This is a genomic window from Brevundimonas sp. AVps4 (genome assembly GCF_058681525.1).
The window spans coordinates 513,417-533,695 of the sequence record NZ_CM178741.1 but is presented as its reverse complement, the minus strand read 5'-3'; the positions used below and the strand labels follow the sequence as shown (position 1 = coordinate 533,695).

General features: G+C 68.9%; 22 protein-coding genes. 17 read left to right on the top strand and 5 right to left on the bottom strand.

The window, feature by feature from the left end; translation table 11 throughout:
* Positions 1-57 precede the first annotated feature (57 nt).
* The 12 genes from ACW178_RS02615 to ACW178_RS02560 all read left to right on the top strand — a co-directional run bounded on the left by ACW178_RS02615 (position 58) and on the right by ACW178_RS02560 (position 10,134).
* Positions 58-1,587 carry a helicase HerA-like domain-containing protein gene (locus ACW178_RS02615; protein WP_492024830.1) on the top strand — a complete coding sequence of 510 codons (1,530 nt, stop codon included), beginning with the start codon at positions 58-60 and terminating at the stop codon, positions 1,585-1,587.
* Positions 1,588-1,767: 180 nt separating this feature from the next.
* Positions 1,768-2,328, top strand: coding sequence for a NifU family protein (locus tag ACW178_RS02610; protein WP_191558332.1), 561 nt, complete (start codon positions 1,768-1,770; stop codon positions 2,326-2,328).
* Positions 2,329-2,386: 58 nt separating this feature from the next.
* A complete protein-coding gene (locus ACW178_RS02605; RefSeq protein WP_191558333.1) occupies positions 2,387-2,968 on the top strand; it encodes a helix-turn-helix domain-containing protein in 582 nt (193 codons plus the stop codon).
* 45 nt (positions 2,969-3,013) lie between these two features.
* A complete protein-coding gene (locus ACW178_RS02600; RefSeq protein WP_054764395.1) occupies positions 3,014-3,421 on the top strand; it encodes a helix-turn-helix domain-containing protein in 408 nt (135 codons plus the stop codon).
* 82 nt (positions 3,422-3,503) lie between these two features.
* Positions 3,504-4,184, top strand: a complete 681-nt coding sequence (gene tsaB, locus ACW178_RS02595) for a tRNA (adenosine(37)-N6)-threonylcarbamoyltransferase complex dimerization subunit type 1 TsaB (protein WP_054764394.1) — start codon at positions 3,504-3,506, stop codon at positions 4,182-4,184.
* Positions 4,181-4,624, top strand: a complete 444-nt coding sequence (rimI, locus tag ACW178_RS02590) for a ribosomal protein S18-alanine N-acetyltransferase (protein WP_191558334.1) — start codon at positions 4,181-4,183, stop codon at positions 4,622-4,624. The genes tsaB and rimI overlap by 4 nt, the downstream gene beginning before the upstream one ends.
* Before the next feature lie 27 nt (positions 4,625-4,651).
* Entirely contained in the window at positions 4,652-5,137 is a 486-nt protein-coding gene (locus tag ACW178_RS02585) for a Fur family transcriptional regulator (RefSeq protein WP_492024829.1), read from the top strand.
* A 44-nt stretch (positions 5,138-5,181) separates the two neighbouring features.
* A complete protein-coding gene (gene miaB / locus ACW178_RS02580) occupies positions 5,182-6,597 on the top strand; it encodes a tRNA (N6-isopentenyl adenosine(37)-C2)-methylthiotransferase MiaB (RefSeq protein WP_191558335.1) in 1,416 nt (471 codons plus the stop codon).
* Positions 6,597-7,583 carry a PhoH family protein gene (locus ACW178_RS02575; RefSeq protein WP_152949237.1) on the top strand — a complete coding sequence of 329 codons (987 nt, stop codon included), beginning with the start codon at positions 6,597-6,599 and terminating at the stop codon, positions 7,581-7,583. The genes miaB and ACW178_RS02575 overlap by 1 nt, the downstream gene beginning before the upstream one ends.
* Positions 7,580-8,041 (top strand): rRNA maturation RNase YbeY, encoded by a 462-nt coding sequence (ybeY, locus tag ACW178_RS02570; protein WP_191558336.1) that lies wholly within the window; start codon positions 7,580-7,582, stop codon positions 8,039-8,041. The genes ACW178_RS02575 and ybeY overlap by 4 nt, the downstream gene beginning before the upstream one ends.
* A gap of 4 nt (positions 8,042-8,045) precedes the next feature.
* Positions 8,046-9,698, top strand: a complete 1,653-nt coding sequence (gene lnt, locus ACW178_RS02565) for an apolipoprotein N-acyltransferase (RefSeq protein WP_287103610.1) — start codon at positions 8,046-8,048, stop codon at positions 9,696-9,698.
* A gap of 22 nt (positions 9,699-9,720) precedes the next feature.
* Positions 9,721-10,134 (top strand): helix-turn-helix domain-containing protein, encoded by a 414-nt coding sequence (locus ACW178_RS02560; RefSeq protein WP_287103611.1) that lies wholly within the window; start codon positions 9,721-9,723, stop codon positions 10,132-10,134.
* A 6-nt stretch (positions 10,135-10,140) separates the two neighbouring features.
* Here the strand turns inward: ACW178_RS02560 and greA are convergent, their stop codons facing one another.
* Positions 10,141-10,620: a transcription elongation factor GreA gene (gene greA / locus ACW178_RS02555; protein WP_287103612.1), complete on the bottom strand. Its 480-nt coding sequence runs from the start codon at positions 10,618-10,620 to the stop codon at positions 10,141-10,143.
* A 63-nt stretch (positions 10,621-10,683) separates the two neighbouring features.
* Between greA and ACW178_RS02550 the strand changes: the two genes are divergently transcribed.
* On the top strand, positions 10,684-11,910 hold the full coding sequence (locus ACW178_RS02550; protein WP_287103614.1) for a BaiN/RdsA family NAD(P)/FAD-dependent oxidoreductase: 1,227 nt from the start codon (positions 10,684-10,686) through the stop codon (positions 11,908-11,910).
* 14 nt (positions 11,911-11,924) lie between these two features.
* Here ACW178_RS02550 and ACW178_RS02545 read toward each other — a convergent pair whose 3' ends face one another.
* Positions 11,925-14,297 (bottom strand): sensor histidine kinase, encoded by a 2,373-nt coding sequence (locus tag ACW178_RS02545; RefSeq protein ID WP_492024828.1) that lies wholly within the window; start codon positions 14,295-14,297, stop codon positions 11,925-11,927.
* A gap of 128 nt (positions 14,298-14,425) precedes the next feature.
* Here ACW178_RS02545 and ACW178_RS02540 point away from each other — a divergent pair, with 128 nt between their 5' ends.
* On the top strand, positions 14,426-14,836 hold the full coding sequence (locus tag ACW178_RS02540; protein WP_152949231.1) for a metallopeptidase family protein: 411 nt from the start codon (positions 14,426-14,428) through the stop codon (positions 14,834-14,836).
* 4 nt (positions 14,837-14,840) lie between these two features.
* Here the strand turns inward: ACW178_RS02540 and ACW178_RS02535 are convergent, their stop codons facing one another.
* Positions 14,841-15,536, bottom strand: coding sequence for a MarC family protein (locus ACW178_RS02535; protein ID WP_054766783.1), 696 nt, complete (start codon positions 15,534-15,536; stop codon positions 14,841-14,843).
* An 88-nt stretch (positions 15,537-15,624) separates the two neighbouring features.
* On the opposite strand from ACW178_RS02535, the gene pyrF reads away from it, so the two are divergent.
* Positions 15,625-16,356, top strand: a complete 732-nt coding sequence (pyrF, locus tag ACW178_RS02530; protein ID WP_492024827.1) for an orotidine-5'-phosphate decarboxylase — start codon at positions 15,625-15,627, stop codon at positions 16,354-16,356.
* On the opposite strand, the gene ACW178_RS02525 is transcribed toward pyrF, so the two are convergent.
* Positions 16,357-17,187, bottom strand: a complete 831-nt coding sequence (locus ACW178_RS02525; protein ID WP_492024826.1) for a hypothetical protein — start codon at positions 17,185-17,187, stop codon at positions 16,357-16,359. It abuts the gene before it with no gap.
* A gap of 60 nt (positions 17,188-17,247) precedes the next feature.
* Positions 17,248-17,505, bottom strand: a complete 258-nt coding sequence (locus ACW178_RS02520) for a DUF1674 domain-containing protein (protein ID WP_353782133.1) — start codon at positions 17,503-17,505, stop codon at positions 17,248-17,250.
* A gap of 93 nt (positions 17,506-17,598) precedes the next feature.
* Here ACW178_RS02520 and htpX point away from each other — a divergent pair, with 93 nt between their 5' ends.
* Entirely contained in the window at positions 17,599-18,585 is a 987-nt protein-coding gene (gene htpX, locus ACW178_RS02515; RefSeq protein WP_182713781.1) for a zinc metalloprotease HtpX, read from the top strand.
* A gap of 79 nt (positions 18,586-18,664) precedes the next feature.
* Positions 18,665-20,269 (top strand): M20/M25/M40 family metallo-hydrolase, encoded by a 1,605-nt coding sequence (locus ACW178_RS02510; RefSeq protein ID WP_054764380.1) that lies wholly within the window; start codon positions 18,665-18,667, stop codon positions 20,267-20,269.
* Positions 20,270-20,279: the final 10 nt, after the last annotated feature.

Below are 20,279 nucleotides of genomic sequence, written 5' to 3'. Positions count from 1 at the left end.
GGTTCCGACCCGCTCGCGACTGCGCTAGACCTTCGTCCCGCTTCTGGAGACCTTTCGATGTCCGACACCCCCGCCGGTCTTTTCCTTGGCCAGTCCGACGAAGGCCAGGACCAGGCCCTTCTGTTCCATCGGGCGAACCGCCACGGCGTGGTCGCCGGGGCGACGGGAACCGGCAAGACGGTGACGCTGCAGATCCTGGCCCAGGGCTTTTCGGACGCGGGCGTCCCGGTCTTCTGCGCCGATGTGAAGGGCGACCTGTCGGGGATTTCCCAGATCGGGACGCCGAACGAAAAGCTGCTGGCCCGCGCCGCCGACATGGGCCTGGCCCTGACCCCGTCCGCGGCGCCCACGGTGTTCTGGGATCTTTATGGTCAAAAGGGCCATCCGATCCGCACGACGGTCTCCGAGATCGGCCCGGTGCTTATGGCGCGGATGCTGGACCTGAACGAGGTCCAGGAGGGCGTGCTGACGGTGGTCTTCCACGTCGCCGATCAGGAGGGGCTGCTCTTGTTGGACATCGACGATCTGCGCAGCCTTCTGGCCTATGTCGGGGAGAACGCCGAGCGGATCGGACGCGAGGTCGGCCATGTCGCCCCAGCCTCGATCGCCGCCGTTCAACGGGCGATTCTTCAGCTGGAACAGCAGGGGGGCGCGGCCTTCTTCGGCGAGCCGGCCCTGAAGCTGGAGGACGTCATCCGCGTCGGCCTGGACGGACGGGGCCAGGTCAATGTGCTGGATTCCACCCGGCTGATGAACAGTCCGCGTCTGTATGCGGCCTTCCTGCTGTGGCTGCTGTCGGAACTGTTCGAACAGCTGCCGGAGGTCGGAGACCCGGAGAAGCCGCGTCTGGTCTTCTTCTTCGACGAGGCCCACCTGTTGTTCAACGACGCGCCGCGCGCCCTGCTGGAAAAGGTCGAACAGGTGGTGCGGCTGATCCGGTCCAAGGGGGTCGGCGTCTATTTCGTCACCCAGAATCCGGCCGATATTCCCGACAGCGTCCTTTCGCAGCTGGGCAATCGCATCCAGCACGCCCTGCGCGCCTATACGCCGTCCGAACAGAAGGGGCTGAAGGCTGCGGCCCAGAGTTTCCGCCCCAACCCCTACTTCGACACGGCCGAAGCCATCCAGGCCCTGGGCGTCGGTGAGGCCCTGGTCTCGGTTCTGGACGACAAGGGCGCGCCCACGGTCGTGGCCCGCACCAGGATCCGGCCGCCCGCCTCGCGGCTGGGGCCGGCGACCGAGGCCGAACGCGCCGCCGTAATCGCCGCCAGCCCGGTCCAGGGCCGGTATGAGCCGGTCCTGGACCGCGAATCCGCTGAAGAAGTGCTCGCCGCCCGCCACGCCGCCGTCGAACGGGAGGCCGAGGTCCAGGCGGATCTCAAGGCCCAAGGCCGGGTCAAGGGGGGAGCAGGGGCCGCCCAGGACCATGACGGGGACGATGTCCGACCGGCGCCGGCGCGGCGCAAGCGAACATCCAATCGGCAGACCCCGATGGAGGCCCTGACCAAGTCCGTGCTGCGCACGGCCGGATCGACCCTGACCCGCGAACTGCTGCGCGGCGTTCTGGGAAGCCTGCGTCGGCGCTAGAGCCTGATCCGTTGAGGAGGAACCGCTACGCGGTTCCGCTGAAACGGTGAATCAGGCTCCAGATTGAAGCGAGAGCCTGATTCACGCGTCTGTCGGAACCGCCTCGCGGTTCCGTCCGAAACGATCAGGCTCAAGCGTTTAAGACTTGCAAGCCGTCGGCGTCGTGCGCATCTCCGGCCCATGTTCATCCAGACCGAGCCCACGCCCAATCCCAATGCGTTGAAGTTCCTGCCCGGCCGGGAGGTCTCGCCGTCGGCTACGCTGGAATACCGGACGATCGACGAGGCGACCGCCTCGCCGCTCGCCGAAGCCCTGTTCGAGCTGGAGGGGGTGGAGGCCGTCCTGTTCGGCGCCGACCATATTTCCGTCGTCCGCAGCGTTTCCGGGCCGGACTGGTCCGAGATGAAGGCGCCGATCCTGGGCGTCATCATGGACCATTTCGTCTCGGGCGCGCCCCTGACGCGCGGTCAGACGGGCGAAGCCGATCAGAACGTCGAGGCCGACAGCGAGATCGTCGCCGAGATCAAGGCCCTGCTGGACAGCCGCATCCGCCCGGCGGTGGCCCAGGACGGCGGCGACATCCTGTTCGATTCCTTCGACGAGGCCACCGGCGTCCTGTCCTTGCGGATGCGCGGCGCCTGTTCGGGTTGTCCGTCGTCCTCCGCCACCCTGAAGGCGGGGGTCGAACAGATGATGCGCCACTATGTGCCTGAGGTGACGCGGGTCGAGCAGACGATCTAGGGCGATCCCGCTTTAAATTATCGCCAGACGTGCAAGGAGGCGCCATCTTTAACTTCTGATGGCGCGCTTCGTCCCTGATCCTCACGTTCTCCGTCTCGGCGAGGCCCTCGCCGCCCTGCGTCGCCAACGCGGCCTGTCCCAGGCCGAGGCGGGCGCTCGACTGGAGATGACCAGCCAGGGTTGGGGCCTGTACGAGGCCGGTCGTCGGCCGGGCCTGTTTCGGCCGGATGTCCAGAGGCGTTTGACCGGCGCTCTGGACTCCACGCCCGAGGCCCTGGCTCTGCTGGCGGCCGGCGGTCCGGACGCGGCGCCGGCCGGTCCTGCGGCCGGTCTCGAAGCGCGGGGTCGCGCCTTCTCCGGCGCGTCCATTCCCCAGACCCATCGGCTTGAAGTGGCCGACGACGCCCTGTCGCCCTGGGCGGATCGCGGCGTCGTTCTGGAATATCGGCCAGGTCGCCCGCGACCGGGGCAGGGCTGCGTAATCCTGACGACCGACGGTCAGCGGCTGGCGCGCATTTTTGATCGCTCGGCCGCCGACGGCCTGCATGTGCGGGGCGCTGGCGGTCTGGAAGGGAAGGAAGTCATCGACCCCAGCCGGGTGGCGCAGCTCTGCTTGGTCACGGCGCGCCACGAGCCATGAAACGAAAAGGTTGCATACCCGGACAGGTTGCGCCATCTTCGAGCCATGAACAGCCGACCCGCCGCTCCCCGTCGGAACGCCCGCTCAGTCGAGGCTGTGGACCTGCATGTGGGGGCGCGGATCGCCGCTCGGCGTCAGGCCCTGGGCCTGTCTCAGACGGCGCTGGGCGAGATGGTGGGGGTCAGCTGCCAGCAGGTGCAGAAGTACGAAGGCGGGCAGAACCGGATATCGGCCGCCCGGCTGCACAATCTGGCGATCGCCCTGTCCATGCCGATCAGCGCCTTCTTTCCGGCGCGGGCGGAGGCCGGCGAGCCGACCGACCTCTCGATCATGCGAACCCTCGCCGCCACGCCGGAAGGCCTGGCCATGGCCGCCGGCTTCGCCGCCATTGAGGACCGTTCCGTAAGACAGGCCCTGACGCAGCTGGTCGAGGTTCTGTCGCGCGCGGCCTGACGCACGGTCTGAGCGGCGGCTGAGGGCGGGTTGAGGCCGCAAAGCGATTTCCCATCCGCCTGTCAGCCTCTAGAAGGCCGGCATGAGACTCTTGGTCATTGATACGGCGCTGGGCGCCTGTACGGCGGCGGTTTTTGAGGACGACCGGCCCCTGTCGGTGCGGTTCGAACCGATGGCCAAGGGCCACCAGGAACGGCTGGGCGGTCTGGTGCGCGACGTCATGACCGAGGCGGGGGGCGGTTTCGATCGTCTTGATCGGATCGGCGTCACGGTCGGGCCGGGCTCCTTCACTGGTTTGAGAGTGGGCCTGGCCTTCGCCCAGGGTCTGGGCGCCGCCCTGGGGCGGCCGGTCGTGGGGGTGTCCACGCTGGACGCCCTGGCTGATCCCCTGGCGACGGCGGGCGTCCCGGTCGCGGCCCTGATCGACGCCCGGCGGGGTCAGGTCTACGCCAAATTCTTCTCGGACGGCCGGACCCTCGGCCCGGAAGAGGCCCTGCCCTTGGAGGCGGCCGCCGACCGCATCGCCGCTCTTGGGACGAAGGTTCAGGCGGTCGGCAGCGGGGCCGGTCTTCTGAGCGAAGCCTATCCTGAGCTGAGCCTGGCCTCGGCCGATCCCGTCGTCGCCCCCGCGCCGACGGCCCTGGCTCGGCTGACCCGGTCAGTCGATCCCGCCGCCCATCCGCCCCGGCCCCTGTATCTGCGCGCGCCCGATGCGGCGCCGCCTACCCGTCTGCCGGGACAGCCCCGCCAGACCGCGCCATGACGCGTCCCGATCCCGCCGCCCTGGCCGAGGTGCATGCCCAAGCCTTTCCGGCGCCCTGGAGCCGGGACGAGTTCGCCGCCCTGCTGGCCCAGCCCGGCGTCTTAGCGGTGGTCGAACCGGACGGCTTCATCCTGATCCGGGTCGTGCTGGATGAGGCCGAGATCCTGACCCTGGCGGTGCGGCCTGAGGCGCGGCGGGCCGGCCTAGGCGGGAGACTGGTCGGTCAGGCGTCCGTCGCCGCCGCCAAGGCCGGGGCCGTGCGCCTGTTTCTGGAGGTGGCCGAGGACAATGCGGCCGCCCGCGCCCTTTACGACCGCGCCGGCTTCCGCCCGATCGGGCGACGCAAGGCCTATTATGCGCGGCCCGACGGCGGTCGAACCGACGCCCTGGTGCTGGGACGCGATCTTGCGATGAATCCGGACACGGCGCCGCTTCCCTGAAGCGGCCTGAGCCCCTATTCTAGGCCTATGGACCGGATTGAAAAACTCTGCGCCGACCGCGGCATGCGTATGACCGAACAGCGCCGGGTGATCGCCCGGGTGCTCTCCTCGGCGGAAGACCACCCCGATGTGGAGGAGCTGTATCGCCGCGCCTCCTCGATCGATCCGCATATTTCGATCGCCACCGTCTATCGCACCGTGCGCCTGTTCGAAGAGGCGGGCGTGGTCGAGAAGCACGACTTCGGCGACGGCCGCAGCCGCTATGAAGAGGCCGGCGACGACCATCACGATCACTTGATCGACACTAAGACCGGCGAGGTGATCGAATTCTTCGACGCCGAGATCGAAAAGCTGAAGTCCGAGATCGCCGAACGGCTGGGGTTCGAACTGATCGGCCACAAACTGGAGCTTTACGGCGTGCCGATCGACGGCGCCGAACCGTCCAAGCGTGAAGGGCTCATCTTCAAACGCCATGCCGCGCGCGTGGCGTCCGAAGACGTGGATGCGGGCTGAAACCCGGTCTTGTTCTCGCCGGTTCGGGCGATCATAAGCCCGACATGACCGAGACCCTGGTTCCCAAAGCCGAGGCCGCGCAGAACACGCCGTCCAAGCGGCTGTTCATCAAGACCTACGGCTGTCAGATGAATGTCTATGACAGCGAGCGCATGGCCGATGTGCTGCGGCCGCTGGGCTATGCCGTGACGGAGGAGGTCGAGGCGGCCGACTTCGTCATCCTGAACACCTGCCATATCCGCGAGAAGGCGGCCGAGAAGATCTATTCCGAGCTCGGCAAGATCCGCGAACTGCGCGACCTCAAGCGCCAGACGGGCGGCGACATGACCATCGCCGTCGCCGGCTGCGTCGCCCAGGCCGAGGGCGAGGAGATCATCAAACGCCAACCGGCGGTCGACATCGTCGTCGGCCCCCAGGCCTATCACCAGCTGCCCGAGCTTCTGACCCGCACGGCGCGGGCTCGGGGCGAACGGATCGGCGCCGACTTCGCGCCTGACGACAAGTTCGACGCCCTGCCGGCCGCCCGTTTCAGCGAGGGGCCGACCGCCTTCCTGACGGTGCAGGAAGGCTGCGACAAGTTCTGCACCTTCTGCGTGGTGCCCTATACGCGGGGCGCAGAATGGTCGCGGCCCCTGGCCTCAGTGCTGGAAGAGGCGCGACAGCTGGCCGGTCGCGGCGTGCGCGAGGTCACCCTGCTGGGCCAGAACGTCAACGCCTATGACGGCGAGCGGCCGGATGGGCGCAAGTCCAGCCTGGCCGAACTGGCCTACGCCCTGGCGGAGATCCCCGGCCTGGACCGGATCCGCTATACGACCAGCCATCCCAACGACATGTCGGACGACCTGATCGCCGCCCACGGCGATCTGGACGCCCTGATGCCCTATCTCCACCTGCCGGTTCAGGCGGGCTCGGACCGCATCCTGCGGCTGATGAACCGCAAGCACGGCCGTCAGACCTACCTCGATCTGATCGCCCGCATCCGCGAAGCCCGGCCCGACATGGCGCTGTCGGGCGACTTCATCGTCGGCTTCCCCGGAGAGACGGATCGCGAGTTCGAGGAGACGCTCGATCTGGTGCGCCAGGTCCGATACGCCTCGGCCTTCGCCTTCATGTATTCGCCTCGTCCCGGCACCCCAGCCGCCGGCATGGGCCGTCAGATCGAGCCCGAGGTCGCCAAGGAACGGCTGCACCGGCTGATTGACCTAGTGACAGAACAGCAGACGGCCTTCAACCAGGCCCAGGCGGGCCGGACCCTGAATGTCCTGTTCGACCGCAAGGGCCGCCATCCCGATCGCCGCCAGGCCATCGGTCGCTCGCCCTATCTCCAGTCGGTCCATGTCGACGACGCGGATCATCTGATCGGCCAGATCGTTCCGGTCGAAATCATTTCCGGTCAGCAGAACAGTCTGACGGGCCGGCTTGTCGCCCCAGGGGCGGCGGAAAAGGAAAAGGCGGCCTAGTGGCGAGAGAGTCCGAGTTCGTTCCCCTGAATGACGCCGAACTGAGGGCGGTGATCGGACCCAACAGCCGTCACGTCGCCCTGATCGAGGACGCCTTCAAGGTTCTGGTCGAGGCGCCGGGCGGCGGGGTCTCCGTCAATGGAGGTACGCGCGACCGGGCCGACGCCCGCCGCGTCATTGAGGATCTGGCCAAGCGCGCCGCCTTGGGGGCCGAGGTCACAGAGGCTGATGTGCGCGCCGCCCTGGGTCAGGCGCGGGGCGGCAAGGGCGCGCCGGGTCTGGCGGCGGCGGGCGTCTCCCTGCCCGGCGGCAAGCGCGGCGCCATCGTGCCCAAGACCAAGGCCCAGGCCGCCTATGTCGACATGCTGGGCCGGTGCGAGCTCAGCTTCGGGGTCGGCCCGGCCGGCACGGGCAAGACCTTCCTGGCGGCCGCCTACGGCGCCTCCCTGCTGCGGCGCGGCCAGGTGGACCGGCTGGTCATCACCCGCCCGGCGGTCGAGGCGGGCGAGAAGCTGGGCTTTCTGCCCGGCGACCTGAACGAAAAGGTCGATCCCTATCTGGCCCCAATCTGGGAGGCGCTGAACGACATTCTCGGCGCCGAGGACGTGCAGCGCCGCCGCGACAAGGGCGAGATCGAGGCCGCCCCCATCGCCTTCATGCGCGGCCGCACCCTCAGCCACGCCTTCGTCATCGTCGACGAGGCCCAGAACACCTCGCGTCTGCAGATGAAGATGGTCCTGACCCGTCTCGGCGAGGGGGCGCGGATGGTGGTGACGGGCGACCCGTCCCAGATCGATCTGCTGAACCCGCGCGATTCCGGCCTGGCCCATGCCCTGCGGATCCTGGACGGGGTCCAGGGCGTCGGCATCCTGAGGTTCGCGGCCGAGGACGTGGTGCGCCACGCCATGGTCGAGCGGATCGTGCGCGCCTATGACGCCGACGCCGCCCGGTCCCGTCCGACCCCGGACCTTGAAGACGCCGAATGATCGACATCGAAATCGAGGCCGAGGCCTGGACCGCCGCCCTGCCGGATGTCGCAGCCGCAGCGGAACGGGCCGCAGCGGCGGCCCTGGGCGCCGTGGCGGGCGACATCGTCGTCCTGCTGACCGACGACGAGGCGGTGCGGGATCTGAACGCCCGGTTCCGAGACAAGGACAGGCCGACCAATGTCCTGTCCTTTCCTGCGCCCGAGAACGCCGCGCCGCATCTGGGCGACATCGTCCTGGCCTATGGCGTCTGCGCGACCGAGGCGGAAGTTCAGGGCAAGAGCCTGTCGGACCATCTGAGCCATCTGGTCGTCCATGGGGTGCTGCACCTGTTGGGCCGCGATCACGAGGATGAGGCCGAGGCCGAGGCGATGGAGGCCGAGGAGCGCGAGATCCTGGCCGAACTGGGCGTCGCCGACCCCTATGCCGCCGATGTCTCTGTAGATGGGCAGGACTGACCCTATGTTTCCCGACGCCGCGCTCGACCGTTTCGCCGCCCGCGTTCGCGCCCTTCCCGAGAAACGTCGCGCCTGGACCTGGCGTCTGATCCGCATCGGTCTGGCCTTGTCGGCCGGGGCGGGGACGGCCCTGGCCCATCCGCCGTTCGGGGTGCTGGTCGGCCTTCTGGGCTATCCGCTGCTGATGATCCTGTCGGAACGGTCGGACACCCCGCGCGGCGCCTTCTGGATGGGCTGGCTGGCGGGCTTCGCCTATTTCTTCATCGGCTGCTGGTGGGTGGCCGAGGCCTTCTTCGTCAATCCGGAACAGGCCTGGATGGCGCCCTTCGCCGCCAGCCTGCTGCCGGCCGGCCTAGGCCTGTTCTGGGGCGTCGCCTGCGCCCTCTATCGCCGGTTCGCACCCATAGGCGTCGTTCGGGTCCTGTTGTTCGCCGCCCTGTTCTGCGCCGCCGAATGGCTGCGCGGCCATGTGCTGACCGGCTTTCCCTGGAACCCGGCTGGGGCGACCTGGCGGGCGGGCGGCGGCATGTCGCAGTTCGCCTCGGTGGTCGGAGTCTATGGACTGAGCTTGATCACGGTGGCCTCGACCGCCGCCCTGGCGCCCCTGGTCGGACCCGGCGCAGCGCGCGGCCGCCTGATCTCGGCGGGGTCCGGCCTTCTGGTTCTGGCCGCCGTCGGCCTCTTCGGCGCCGTGCGGCTGGCCCAGGCCGAGTTGCGGGTCACCGACACCGTGGTTCGCCTGGTCCAGGCCGACGTTAAACAGGAAACCAAGTGGTCGCCCGAGGCCTATCGCTCCATCGTCGATCGCTACGTCGCCCTGACGGGACAGCCGGCCGCCCGAACGCCCGACGTGGTGGTCTGGCCTGAGGGCGCCCTGCCGGCCTCGGCCAATGACGTCTTCGCCTCGGCGGATGCGGCCGCCATCGCCGTCGCCGTGCGGCCGGGGCAAACCTTGATGATGGGGCTGGCGCGGGGCGAACCTGATCCAACGGCCCCAGAGGGCGCCCGCTATTACAACAGCCTGTTCGCCCTGGTGGACGAAGCCGGGCCGGGCCTGCGGATCGCCGCCGTCTATGACAAGCATCGGCTGGTGCCGTTCGGCGAATATCTGCCGCTGGGTTCGATCATGACGGCCGTCGGGCTTCGCAGCCTGGTTCACATGCCGAGCGATTTCTCCGCCGGGCCCATTCCTGCGCCCATCCGCGTTCCGGGCGTTCCGCCGGTCCAGCCGCTGATCTGTTATGAAAGCCTTTATCCCGGCTTCACGCCGGGGGCGGCCGGGCGTCCCGACTGGATCGTCAACGCCTCGAACGACGCCTGGTTCGGCGCGACCTCGGGGCCGCGCCAGCATCTGAACCTGGCCAGCTATCGCGCGATCGAGACCGGCCTGCCGATCGCCCGCGCCACGCCCACCGGAATTTCGGCCATGATCGACCCCTGGGGCCGGATCGTTCAGAATCAAAGGCTTGATCCCGGCGTCGCCGGGGTGGTCGATGCGCCCTTGCCGCGCCCGACGGCGGTGACCCCCTACGGCCGATGGGGCGACGCGTTCTTTTTCGCGGGTCTTCTGGCCGCCCTGGCGATTTCCCTTTTCGCCGGCCGCCGTCCCGGCTTGTGGCCGTTGACCTCTCCCACTAGGCTTCGCCTTAGGGGCTGACAGCGGGACGAGGGGAATCGGGATGGCGCGCGAAAAACTCGAGGAGCCCCATCCCGTCGATATCCACGTCGGCCGCCGCGTTCAGGAGAAGCGTCTGGGCCTGGGTTTGACCCAAAGCGCCCTGGCGCGCGCCTTGGGCGTCAGTTTCCAGCAGGTTCAGAAGTACGAGAAGGGCACGAACCGCGTCTCGGCCTCGAAACTGTTCGAAATGGCCGACTTCATGAAGGTGGAGATTCCCTACTTCTTTTCGGGCTTTCGCGTGGCCCAGGCCAGCGTGGGCGAGGAGGAGGCGCCCGCCTTCGACCACGAGCCCCGGATGACCAAACACAGTGTCGAAATCGCCCGTCTGGCGCCGCATCTGCCCCTGCGAAATCAGAAGCTGATCCTGGACATGATCCGCGAGATGCTGGGAGACGCCGCCGAAAAGCCGAGCTGAAGGCGGTCAGCCGACGGCCGTGATCTCCACCGTCCGGCCCGCCACCACCACCTCGTCGCCGATGCGCCGGCCCAGAACGGCGCGGGCCAGCGGCGACACATGGCTGACCGAACCCTTCGCGGGATCGGCCTCGTCCTCGCCGACGATGCGCCAGGTCTGGGATCGCCCGTCGTCGCGCTCGATGCGGACCGAACCGCCGAAACGAACGCGCCCGTCGGCCTCGCCCGGCTCCACCAGCTGGGCCGATGCCCTGCGGGCCGACCAGTAGCGCAGATCACGGGTGGCGCGGGCCATGGCGGTCCGATCGCTTTCGATCGACCCCTTGATCTGGGCGGCGGCGTAGGCGGCGCGCGCGGAGGCCAGTTCGGCCTCGATTTGGGCCAGGCCTTCGGCCGTGACCAGGTTGGGGTGGGGCGAGATCGGCCGGTCCGCCAGGTCGGCGGCGGTGGCTTCCAGATCTTCTTCTCGGGTGAAGGCGACGCTCATCGGCCGAACATAACCATCCCGCCCCCTATAGCCAGCGTCGCGGTGAGCGGGCAAAGCGGGGCGATGACCCACTCCGACCGCCAAGCCGAGCCCGCCATCCATGTGATCGGCGCCGGACCGGCCGGCCTGACGGCCGCCGAGCACCTGGCCCAGGCCGGATTGAAGGTGGTGGTGCATGAACAGACGCCGTCTCCGGCGCGAAAACTGCTGATGGCCGGGCGCGGCGGTCTGAACCTGACCCATTCGGAGCCGATGGAGCGCTTTCTGAGCCGGTACGGTCCGGCGGCTGAAACAGCGAGGGCCTGGATCGCCGACTTCGGGCCGGATGATCTGATCGCCTGGGTCGAGGGCCTGGGCCAGCCGACCTTCGTCGGTTCCAGCGGGCGCGTCTTCCCGCGCGCCATGAAGGCCTCGCCCCTGCTCCGTGCCTGGCTGGCGCGGCTGGAAGGGCTGGGCGTCGAAATCCGCACGCGGTCGCGCTGGATCGGCTGGTCGGGGCCGGATCTGGTGTTCGAAACGCCTGACGGCGAGCGGCGAGTGCGGCCTGACGCCGTCGTCCTGGCCCTGGGCGGCGCCAGCTGGCCGCGTCTGGGGTCGGACGGCGACTGGAAGCCGTGGCTGGAGGCCCAAGGGGTGGCCGTCGCCCCCTTCCGCCCCGCCAACGTCGGCTTTGACGTGGATTGGTCCGCCGCCTTTCGCGCGCGGTTCGCCGGGCGGCCCCTGAAGCCCGTCTCGGTCCGCCTGAGGGATCGAACGGTGCCGGGCGAGGTCATGGTCACGCGCTATGGACTGGAAGGCGGGGCGATCTACGCCCTGTCCGCGGCCCTGCGTGAGGCGATCGAGGCCGACGGTCAGGTCGAAATCCACCTTGATCTGAAGCCCGGCCTGACGGTCGAACAGCTGGCGGAGCGCCTGGCGCGGCCGCGGGCCAAGGCCAGTCTGGCCACCCACCTGCGCAAGACGGCGAAACTGGACCCTCTAGCCGTCGCCCTCCTGCGCGAGACCGGCCCCCTGCCGGCCGATCCTTTCAGCCTGGCGCAGCGCATCAAGGCCGCGCCCGTGCGGTTGACGGGGTTCCAAGGGCTGGAGCGGGCCATCTCCACGGCGGGCGGGGTGGCGCTGGAGGCGGTGGACGCCCGCTCGATGTTGATCGCCAGGCCGGGCGTCTTCGTCGCGGGCGAGATGCTGGACTGGGAGGCGCCGACCGGCGGCTATCTGCTTCAGGCCAGTTTCGCCTCAGGCGTCGCGGCCGCGCGCGGCCTGCTCGACTGGTTGGGGTCGAAGGGCTGAGAGACGGCTCCGGCTCAGTCGGCCGCCTCTACGGCTTGCGGCCGATCCAGCTGCAGTTCGGGCGGGGCGGCGGTGGTGGCCGCGCCCAGCGGCAGATGAAGGATGAAGGCGGCGCCCTTTCCGGGTTCGCTTTCCACCTCGGCCCAGCCGCCGTGCAGTTCGACCAGGGCCTTGACCAGGGCCAGGCCGACGCCCGGTCCGCCCCGCTCGCGCCGGACGAAGCGATCGAACACATGGGCCTGCAGATGATAGGGGATGCCGCGCCCCGTATCGGAGACGGTCAGCCGTACCTCCGACGCGCCGGCCTCGGCCGTCAGGGTGACGGCCCCGCCTTCGGAAACGGCGCGGGCGGCGTTTTCCAGCAGATGATCCAGGGCCTGGCCGATCCGGTGCTCGTCGGCCCGAATGGGGCTGAGATCGGCGGCGCAGGCGACGGTCAGGACGGCGCCGCGCCCCTCGACCTTGGGCCGGACCTTTTCGGCCGCCTCGTTCAGCAGGTCGCAGACCCGGACGTCGCCCAGCGACAGCTCCATCTCGCCGGCGTCGATCTGGGCCATGTCCAGAACGTCGTCGATCGAGCGGGCCAGCTGGACGGCGGCGACGCGGATGGCGCCCGCATGCTGGCGGCTGCGCTCGGGCAGATCGCCCATCGTCTCCAGCAGTTCGGAATAGCCGACGATCGTCGTCAAAGGCGTGCGGAGTTCATAGGAGACATTGCCCACGAACTCGCGCTTCAAGGCCTGGCTTTCCGCCAGGGCCTGTTCGCGCTGAACCAGGGCCTGTTCCAGGCCCCGACGGGCCGTCACGTCGGAAAAGGCGACCAGGGTGGCGCCGTCCGGCAGGGGGCGGGTCTGCCAGGCGGCGATGCGGCCGTCGATCGTGCGCCCCTCGCCCGAGATGGCGATGCGGCTTTCGGGGTCCGGATCGGCGACGCGGGCCTTCAATCCCAGCCACAGGGCCGGATCGGGCAGGACGGCCTTGCACAGTTCGGCCAGGGCGTCGAAGTCGATCGAGGCGGCGATCCGATCGCCGGGCAGACGCCAGAAGCTTTCGAAGGCTTCATTGTGCAGCCGCAGCCGTCCGTCCGAGCCGAAGACGGCGACGGCGTCGTTCAGCTTGTCGAGCGTCGCCCTCTGCACCTGGATCTGGGCGTTGAACCGGCTGCGCAGATTCAGTTCGTCGGTGATGTCCGAGAAGATCAGCAATATGCCGCCCAGCGGATGGGGCTGGCGCACGACCCGGAGCGTCCGCCCGTCGGGCAGGGACCAGCTGTCGTCCGGCGCGGCCTGGGACGCGCCGTAGAATTCCAGTTCGCGGGCCTTCCATCCGGCGTAGTCCACGACCTCCGGCAGGCGGCGGCGCTGGCGCAGCCGGTCCAGCAGCTCGGCATGGGTCGGCCGTTCGTCCAGCCAGGCGGGGTCCAGGTCGAACAGGGTCTGGAAGGCGGTGTTGTGAAAGGCCAGGCGTTTGGAGGGGCCGAAGATGGCGACCGCATCGGCGAGGTGGTTCAGCGTCTCGTCGTGGGCGTCGACGTGGCGGCGCAGGGTGTCGCGGGTCTCTTCGGCCTCCGTCACCTCGATGGCGAAGGCGGTCACGGCGCCGCCGGCCGCCGGTTCGGCGATGATCCGCCAGGCCCGGCGATGGCCGCCGCCGGTCGTCCAGCGGAACCCTTCCTGACGCAGCCCCAGCCGGCCCGCCTCGGCGATCAGGGCGTCGGCCCCGCGGTCGAACGACAGGCCCTTGTCCAGCACCTCATCCACCGACTGGGCGCCGAGCTCGCTCAACCAGGCGCGGTTGGCCCAGGCCAGTCGTCCGGCGCCGTCCACGATCCAGGTCGGAATCGGCGAGGCGTCGCCCAGCAGAGACAGGCCGCTCTCGGTCGCATCGGCTCCGGTCAGGACCACGCGGGACGCCGGCGACAGGCGCAGCCAGGCGACCCCGCCGGCGACCCGGCCTTCGACGCGCCAAGGCTCGATGTCGCCGAGGTCGATCAGGCTCTCGAACGCCTTTCCGGCCTCGACCAGGGCCTCGATCGAAACCGCATGGCTCAACCTCAGCCGCGTCAGTATGGCCTGGCCCGCCTCGCCCTGATCCATGCCCGACCCCACGGCGGCGTCCGAGGCGGTCAGTCGGGCGATCAGTTCGGCGGGGCCGATGGGCGCGCCGCTCGCCTCGCCTTCGGCCGTCAAGGCCAGGCTCACGTCGTCGAAGGCGCGCAACATGCTGTCGTGGCGGCTTAGATCGGCCTGGGCGGCGTCACGGTCCCGCTCGGCGGCGGCGACGGCGGCGCTCAGACGCGCGCGCAGCCGCAAGGCCCAGGCGCTGACGCCCAAGGCCAGTCCGGCTGCGCCTGCAGTGGCGACATAGGCGATGTCGGCCTCGGCCATTCTTGTCCTTGAGTCCCGCGCCCTGATTCGCCTTTACCATACCTCAATGCAGCACGAAAAAGTCAGACCCTCCGATCGCGTCATCGCGCCCCGTTGCGCGCCCCGCCGACCGGGGCGATAGCGGACGGATGACAGAGCCCGCTCCCGACCTTTTCGCCCCCTCCCTGGACGATTTCGCGCGTCTGGCCCGTCAGGCCTTCGACGCCCTGCCGGCCGAGTTCAGGGCGGCGGCGGGGGAGGTGGTGTTCCGCATCGACGACTTCGCCGACGAACAGACCCTGGCCGAGATGGAGATCGAAGACCCCTTCGAACTGACCGGCCTCTATTACGGTGTGGACATCGGGCGGCGCGACAGCCTGGGGCCGGCGCCCGAGCCCTCGCGGATCTTCCTGTATCGCCGCCCCATACTGGACGAATGGTGCGAGCGCGGCGACGTGGGCCTGGCCGAGCTGATCGCCCATGTCCTGATCCACGAGATCGGCCACCATTTCGGCCTGTCCGACGACGACATCCACGCCATCGAGGACGCCGCCGACTGAAGCTTCAGGAGGCGGCGGGATAGGGGGTGGTCACGGCGCCGGAGATCATGCCAGGGATGGCTTCGCCCAGGCCCAGCAGGATGAACTGGATGGCCAGGGCGCACAGGATCAGGCCCAGCACCTTGACGATGATGGCCATGCCGACTTCGCCCAGCACCCGGCTCAGATAGCCGGTGAGGGCGAAACAGATGCAGGAGACGACGCAGGCGGCGGCGATGGCGACGACCGAGCCCGCCATGCCGGCGTAACCCAGTTGAGCGGCCTCGCCCGCATTGATGATCACGGCCGAGATGGCGCCCGGACCGATCATCAGCGGGATGGCGAAGGGCACGACCAGACGCTGGAACCGCCGGCGGGCGTAGCCGCGCACATCCTTGCTGTCGCTCAAGGCGTCCTTGTCGGCGAACATCGCCAGAAAGTCCCCGCGCGCCATGTCCAGCCCCAGGAACAGCAGCAAAATGCCCCCGGCGATGCGGAAGGCCGCCAGGGAAATGCCGAAGAACTGCAGCAGGCCCAGGCCCGTGAACAGGAAGAAGCTGAGGAACAGCATGGCGAACAGGCAGATCAGGGCCGAGACCGAGATCCGCTGACGCAGGGTGGCCCCGGCGGTCGCGGCGGCGAAGATCGGCAGATTGCCGATCGGGTCCAACAGGGCGAACAGGGTCACGAACAGGTTGACACCCAGATCGACCGCGTTCATCGCCTCGCCTCGCTCTTGAAATTCAACACGCCGGCCGCGCCGACGCACCTTCAGCGTCCCGGCATAGCCGCTCAGCGCGAGTCCGTCGATGACCCAGGTCCAAGCCGTCGCCCCCAATCGCGGTCCCGACGAACGGATCATCTGCGCCCTGGACGTGCCGACGGTCGCAGAGGCCGCCGCCCTGGTCGGGCGGGTTCAGGATGCGGCGGGCTTCTACAAGATCGGACTGCAGCTGTTCGCCGTCGGCGGCATGGAGCTGGCGCGCGACCTGAAGGCCGAGGGCCGCAAGGTGTTTCTGGACTGGAAGCTGCACGACATCGGCGCGACGGTCGAAAAGGCGGCGGCGAATCTGGCGGCCTCGGGTTGCGACCTCCTGACCGTCCACGCCCGGCCCCAGGTCATGGCGGCGGCGGCGCGGGGCGTGGCCGGATCAGGGCTCAAGGTTTTGGGCGTGACCGTTCTGACCAGCCTGACGGCCGAGGATCTGGCGGCGGACGACCACAGTCTGTCGCCGGCCGAACTGGTGGAGCTGCGTGTGCGGCAGGCGCTTGAGGCGGGGATCGACGGGGTGGTCTCCAGCCCGCAGGAGGCGGCCCGGGTGCGCGAGATCGCACAGGCCGCCGGCCGGCCCGACTTTCTGATCGTGACGCCCGGCGTTCGGCCTGCGGGGTCGGCCCTGGACGATCAGGCCCGCGCCGCCACGCCCGAGGCTGCGCTTCAGGCCGGCGCCACCCATCTGGTGATCGGCCGGCCGATCACGGCGGCGGCCGATCCCCGCGCCGCCGCCCTGGCCGTCGTCGAAAGCATCGCCCTGATCTGATCAGCCGCGCTCGCCCGGTTCCTGGGCGTAGTACTGGCGGGGCGGGGCTTGCGGCGGAACATTGCCGGGCGGCGGCAGGTCGCCGTAATAGTCCGTCGGCGGCGGAGGGGGAGGCGGCGGCAGGGGTTCAGGCTCCCCGTAGATCGGCGGGTATTCGACATAGGGCGTCGGCGCCGGAACGGACCCTTCCTCCCTATAATAGCCGCCCGCCTCATAGGCCCGCTCTTCATAGGCGCGCTCTTCGTAGACGTGCGCCTCATAGGCGTCTCGGCGGCTCAGGTCGCGCCGATCCTCGTAGCGCATCTCGCGGTCGTGACCGGGATACGGCGGGCGGCAGCCGCAGTCGATCGGCGGGTGAGGCCGATAGGGGCGCCAGCCGATATAGTCGCGACCGAAGCCATAGACCGGATAGCCGACAGGGGCGCTGACGGGCGCAGGCCCCACGAAGACCACCGCCGGGGCGGACGCATAGTTCCCGCCGACGGCGCCGCCCTCGGCATAGCCGCCGCCGACATAAACGACCCCGCCCCCGCCTCCGCCTCCGCCGTGACGGCTGAAGCTGTACGACTGGGAATAGGCGCGGGCGTTGATCGCCGAATAGGCCGAAGCCCCGGCGTAGGCCGAGGCGTTGGCCCCCGCATTCGCATTCACGTTCACATTGACGTTGCTGTTGTGGCCGCCGCCGTAATGACCCCCGCCGGGGTGTCCGCCCCGATGCCCGCCGCCGCAGCCTCCACAGCCGCCGTGAGCGCCGGAAGGACCGCCCGCCAGAGCGGGTGCGGCGGAAAGCAGGAGGACCGCAGACGCGGCGGCGATGATGGGCTGTGTCATTGCGGGACAGACTCCTTGACCTAAGTCTTGTCTCGGCAATTGTCGCGCCGTCGTCGCCCGTCAGAAATCGACGGCCAGGCCCTTTTTCTCCCAATCGCCGTAGCGGGTCGGTTCAGGCCCCGTCGGACCGCCGTATTCGGTTGCGGCCGCCGCGGCCTCCCGGGTCGTGCGACGTTCAGCCGCCTCGAGCAGGGCGCGTCGGGCGACGTCGCTCAGCGGTCTTTCGGGCGTGGCGTGGGGGATTTCGGCGTTGAAAGTCGGGGCGTCCTTCTCGTCCGCCGTCGCTTCGGCCGGGTCGGGGGTGGGATGTTCGGTCACAGGTCGGCTCCCTTGAGGACGGCGGCTCATGGCCTCAAATAGTCGATCAAAGCCGCGACGCCACAAAAAGCCGCCGACGGTCCCGGAACGACGATGAACCATCTGAAGACCTTCATTCTTCTGGCCGCCCTCACCGCCCTTTTCGCGGGGCTCGGCTATCTGATCGGCGGCGCGACCGGCATGGCGATCGCCCTGGTCTTCGCCGGCGGCATGAATCTGTTCAGCTATTGGAACGCCGACAAGATCGTCATGAAGATGTACCGGGCCCAGCCGGTCGATGAGCAGCATCCCAATGCGGTGGTCCGCAACTATGTCGCCGACGTGCGCCAGATGGCGCGCGACGCCGGCCTGCCCCAGCCCCAGGTCGCCATCATCCCCAGCGACCAGCCCAACGCCTTCGCCACCGGCCGGAACCCTGAACGCGCCGCCGTCTGCGCCACCACCGGTCTTCTGGACATGCTGACCCGCGACGAGGTGCGCGGCGTGATGGCGCACGAGTTGGCCCATGTGAAGAACCGCGACACCCTGATCATGACGGTGACGGCCACCATCGCCGGGGCCATCGCCGCCCTGGCCAATTTCGCCCTGTTCTTCCAGGGCGGCGACGACCGCGAGCGGCCCGGCGGCCTTATCGGAACCCTGGCCCTGATGATCCTGGCGCCCATGGCGGCCGGCCTGGTGCAGATGGCGATCTCGCGCAGCCGCGAATATGAGGCCGATCGCGTCGGGGCGGAGATCGCCAATGACCCTCACGCCCTGGCCTCCGCCCTGCAGAAGATCGAGGCCTACGCCAAGCGGATCCACAATCCGACGGCCGAGCGCAATCCCGCCTCCGGACAGCTGTTCATCATCAACCCCCTGGCCGGGCGCGGGGCGGACAATCTGTTCTCGACCCACCCGGCGACCGGAAATCGCGTTCGGGCTCTGGTGGAACTGGGCGCGAAGATGGGGATGCGGCCGCGCCAGGCGGCGCCCGCGTCCGCCCCGGCGGTTCCGATCTCGGCGGTCCCCGCGACGCATCGGCGCCTGACGACAGGCGTGCCCGCCACGCCGGCCGAACCGCGCGGTCCCTGGGGTTGAGCGTCGCGCCGGGCCTTTTGGATTTGCACTTCAGTCGAGGATTCCGTCAGATAGCAAACTAAGCCAATCAGGGGGTCCTATGTCGCGTCTGCTCGCCTTCGTTTCCGCCGCCGCTCTTCTGGCCACGCCGGTCGCGGCCCAGTCCGTCAACCGGACCACCGTCAACGGCATCATCGACCAGGGGCTGAACCACAGCCAGGTGATGCAGACGGCCGCCTATCTGACGGACCGGATCGGCGGGCGAATGACCAATTCGCCGCAGATGCGGGAGGCGGAACGCTGGACCCAGCAGCAGTTCCGCGACTGGGGCCTGTCGAACGTCCGGGCCGAGGGGTTCGAGTTCGGGCGGGGCTGGTCCATCGTCCGCTCCAGCGCCCGCATGACGGCGCCGCGACCGCTGGACCTGAGGGCCATTCCGGTGGCCTGGACGCCTTCGACCAACGGGGTGATCAGCGGCGGCGTCATCGTGGCGCCGATCTCCAAGGTCGAGGATTTCGACAAATGGCGGGGCAAGCTGTCGGGCAAGATCGTCATGCTGTCCCAGCCCGGCACGGGGTCCGAACCGACCGAGCCGGCCTTCAAACGCTGGACCAGCGCCGAGCTGGCCGAGCGCAACACCTATGTCCAACCCCAGTATTCGCCCGCTGCGATCGAGCGTCAGCTGAAGACGGCCGATTTCGCGGCGCGGCTCGACGCCTTCCTGGTCGAACAGGGCGCCCTGGCCTGGGTGAGGATTTCCCAGCGGGACGGCGGCCTGCTGCACGGCACGGGCTATACTTATCAGGTCGGCGCGACGCCCAAGCTGGCGGGCATGGAGCTGGCGGCTGAGGACTATCGTCGTCTGGCCCGACTGGCCCTGACCGATACGCCGCCCACGCTGGAACTGATGAGCGAGGTCCAGTTCCATGACGAGGACGTCAACGCCTACAACATCCTGGCCGACATCCCCGGCAGCGGGGGAACCAGCGAATACGTCATGGCGGGCGCCCATCTGGACAGCTGGGTCGCTTCGGACGGAGCGGTGGACAACGCCGCCGGCAGCGCAGTGGTCATGGAGGCCGCACGCATCCTTAAGACCCTGAACGTGAGGCCCAAACGCACCATCCGTTTCGCCCTATGGAGCGGCGAGGAACAGGGCATCCTGGGCTCTTTGGCCTATGTCGACAGGCATCTGGCCACTCGCGCGCCCTCGAACGATCCAGCGTTGGCGAACCTGCCGAACAACCGAACCTGGCGCAGCCGCTGGCCGATCGAGCCGCGCGAAGGCTATCGGGATCTGGTCGCCTATTTCAACCTGGACAACGGCTCGGGCAAGATTCGGGGCATCAACGCCGAGGGCAATGTGGCCGCAGTCCCGATCTTCCAGGAATGGCTTGCGCCCTTCGCCAGCATGGGGGCGACCACCGTGTCCCTGCGCCCTTCGGGCGGCACCGACCACGTCTATATGCAGACGGTCGGCGTGCCGGGGTATCAGTTCATTCAGGATCCGCTCGACTATTCCAGCCGCCTGCACCACACCAGTATCGACAGCTATGACCACCTGAAGCCGGAGGACATGCGTCAGGCGGCGATTATCCTGGCCAGCTTCCTGCTGAACGCGGCCAACCGCGACGAGCCCCTGCCGCGCATGCCCCTGCCGACCGAGCCGACGCCGACCGATCCCTTCGAATATCCGGCGGACTGAAGTTGGACTC

What these genes read in the sequence shown, in the direction of transcription:
- ACW178_RS02615 (WP_492024830.1), top strand. Translation starts at nt 58, where the DNA reads ATGTCCGACACCCCCGCCGGTCTTTTCCTTGGCCAGTCCGACGAAGGC.
- ACW178_RS02610 (WP_191558332.1), top strand. Translation starts at nt 1,768, where the DNA reads ATGTTCATCCAGACCGAGCCCACGCCCAATCCCAATGCGTTGAAGTTC.
- ACW178_RS02605 (WP_191558333.1), top strand. Translation starts at nt 2,387, where the DNA reads ATGGCGCGCTTCGTCCCTGATCCTCACGTTCTCCGTCTCGGCGAGGCC.
- ACW178_RS02600 (WP_054764395.1), top strand. Translation starts at nt 3,014, where the DNA reads ATGAACAGCCGACCCGCCGCTCCCCGTCGGAACGCCCGCTCAGTCGAG.
- tsaB (WP_054764394.1), top strand. Translation starts at nt 3,504, where the DNA reads ATGAGACTCTTGGTCATTGATACGGCGCTGGGCGCCTGTACGGCGGCG.
- rimI (WP_191558334.1), top strand. Translation starts at nt 4,181, where the DNA reads ATGACGCGTCCCGATCCCGCCGCCCTGGCCGAGGTGCATGCCCAAGCC.
- ACW178_RS02585 (WP_492024829.1), top strand. Translation starts at nt 4,652, where the DNA reads ATGGACCGGATTGAAAAACTCTGCGCCGACCGCGGCATGCGTATGACC.
- miaB (WP_191558335.1), top strand. Translation starts at nt 5,182, where the DNA reads ATGACCGAGACCCTGGTTCCCAAAGCCGAGGCCGCGCAGAACACGCCG.
- ybeY (WP_191558336.1), top strand. Translation starts at nt 7,580, where the DNA reads ATGATCGACATCGAAATCGAGGCCGAGGCCTGGACCGCCGCCCTGCCG.
- lnt (WP_287103610.1), top strand. Translation starts at nt 8,046, where the DNA reads ATGTTTCCCGACGCCGCGCTCGACCGTTTCGCCGCCCGCGTTCGCGCC.
- ACW178_RS02560 (WP_287103611.1), top strand. Translation starts at nt 9,721, where the DNA reads ATGGCGCGCGAAAAACTCGAGGAGCCCCATCCCGTCGATATCCACGTC.
- greA (WP_287103612.1), bottom strand. Translation starts at nt 10,620, where the DNA reads ATGAGCGTCGCCTTCACCCGAGAAGAAGATCTGGAAGCCACCGCCGCC.
- ACW178_RS02550 (WP_287103614.1), top strand. Translation starts at nt 10,684, where the DNA reads ATGACCCACTCCGACCGCCAAGCCGAGCCCGCCATCCATGTGATCGGC.
- ACW178_RS02545 (WP_492024828.1), bottom strand. Translation starts at nt 14,297, where the DNA reads ATGGCCGAGGCCGACATCGCCTATGTCGCCACTGCAGGCGCAGCCGGA.
- ACW178_RS02540 (WP_152949231.1), top strand. Translation starts at nt 14,426, where the DNA reads ATGACAGAGCCCGCTCCCGACCTTTTCGCCCCCTCCCTGGACGATTTC.
- ACW178_RS02535 (WP_054766783.1), bottom strand. Translation starts at nt 15,536, where the DNA reads ATGAACGCGGTCGATCTGGGTGTCAACCTGTTCGTGACCCTGTTCGCC.
- pyrF (WP_492024827.1), top strand. Translation starts at nt 15,625, where the DNA reads ATGACCCAGGTCCAAGCCGTCGCCCCCAATCGCGGTCCCGACGAACGG.
- ACW178_RS02525 (WP_492024826.1), bottom strand. Translation starts at nt 17,187, where the DNA reads ATGACACAGCCCATCATCGCCGCCGCGTCTGCGGTCCTCCTGCTTTCC.
- htpX (WP_182713781.1), top strand. Translation starts at nt 17,599, where the DNA reads ATGAACCATCTGAAGACCTTCATTCTTCTGGCCGCCCTCACCGCCCTT.
- ACW178_RS02510 (WP_054764380.1), top strand. Translation starts at nt 18,665, where the DNA reads ATGTCGCGTCTGCTCGCCTTCGTTTCCGCCGCCGCTCTTCTGGCCACG.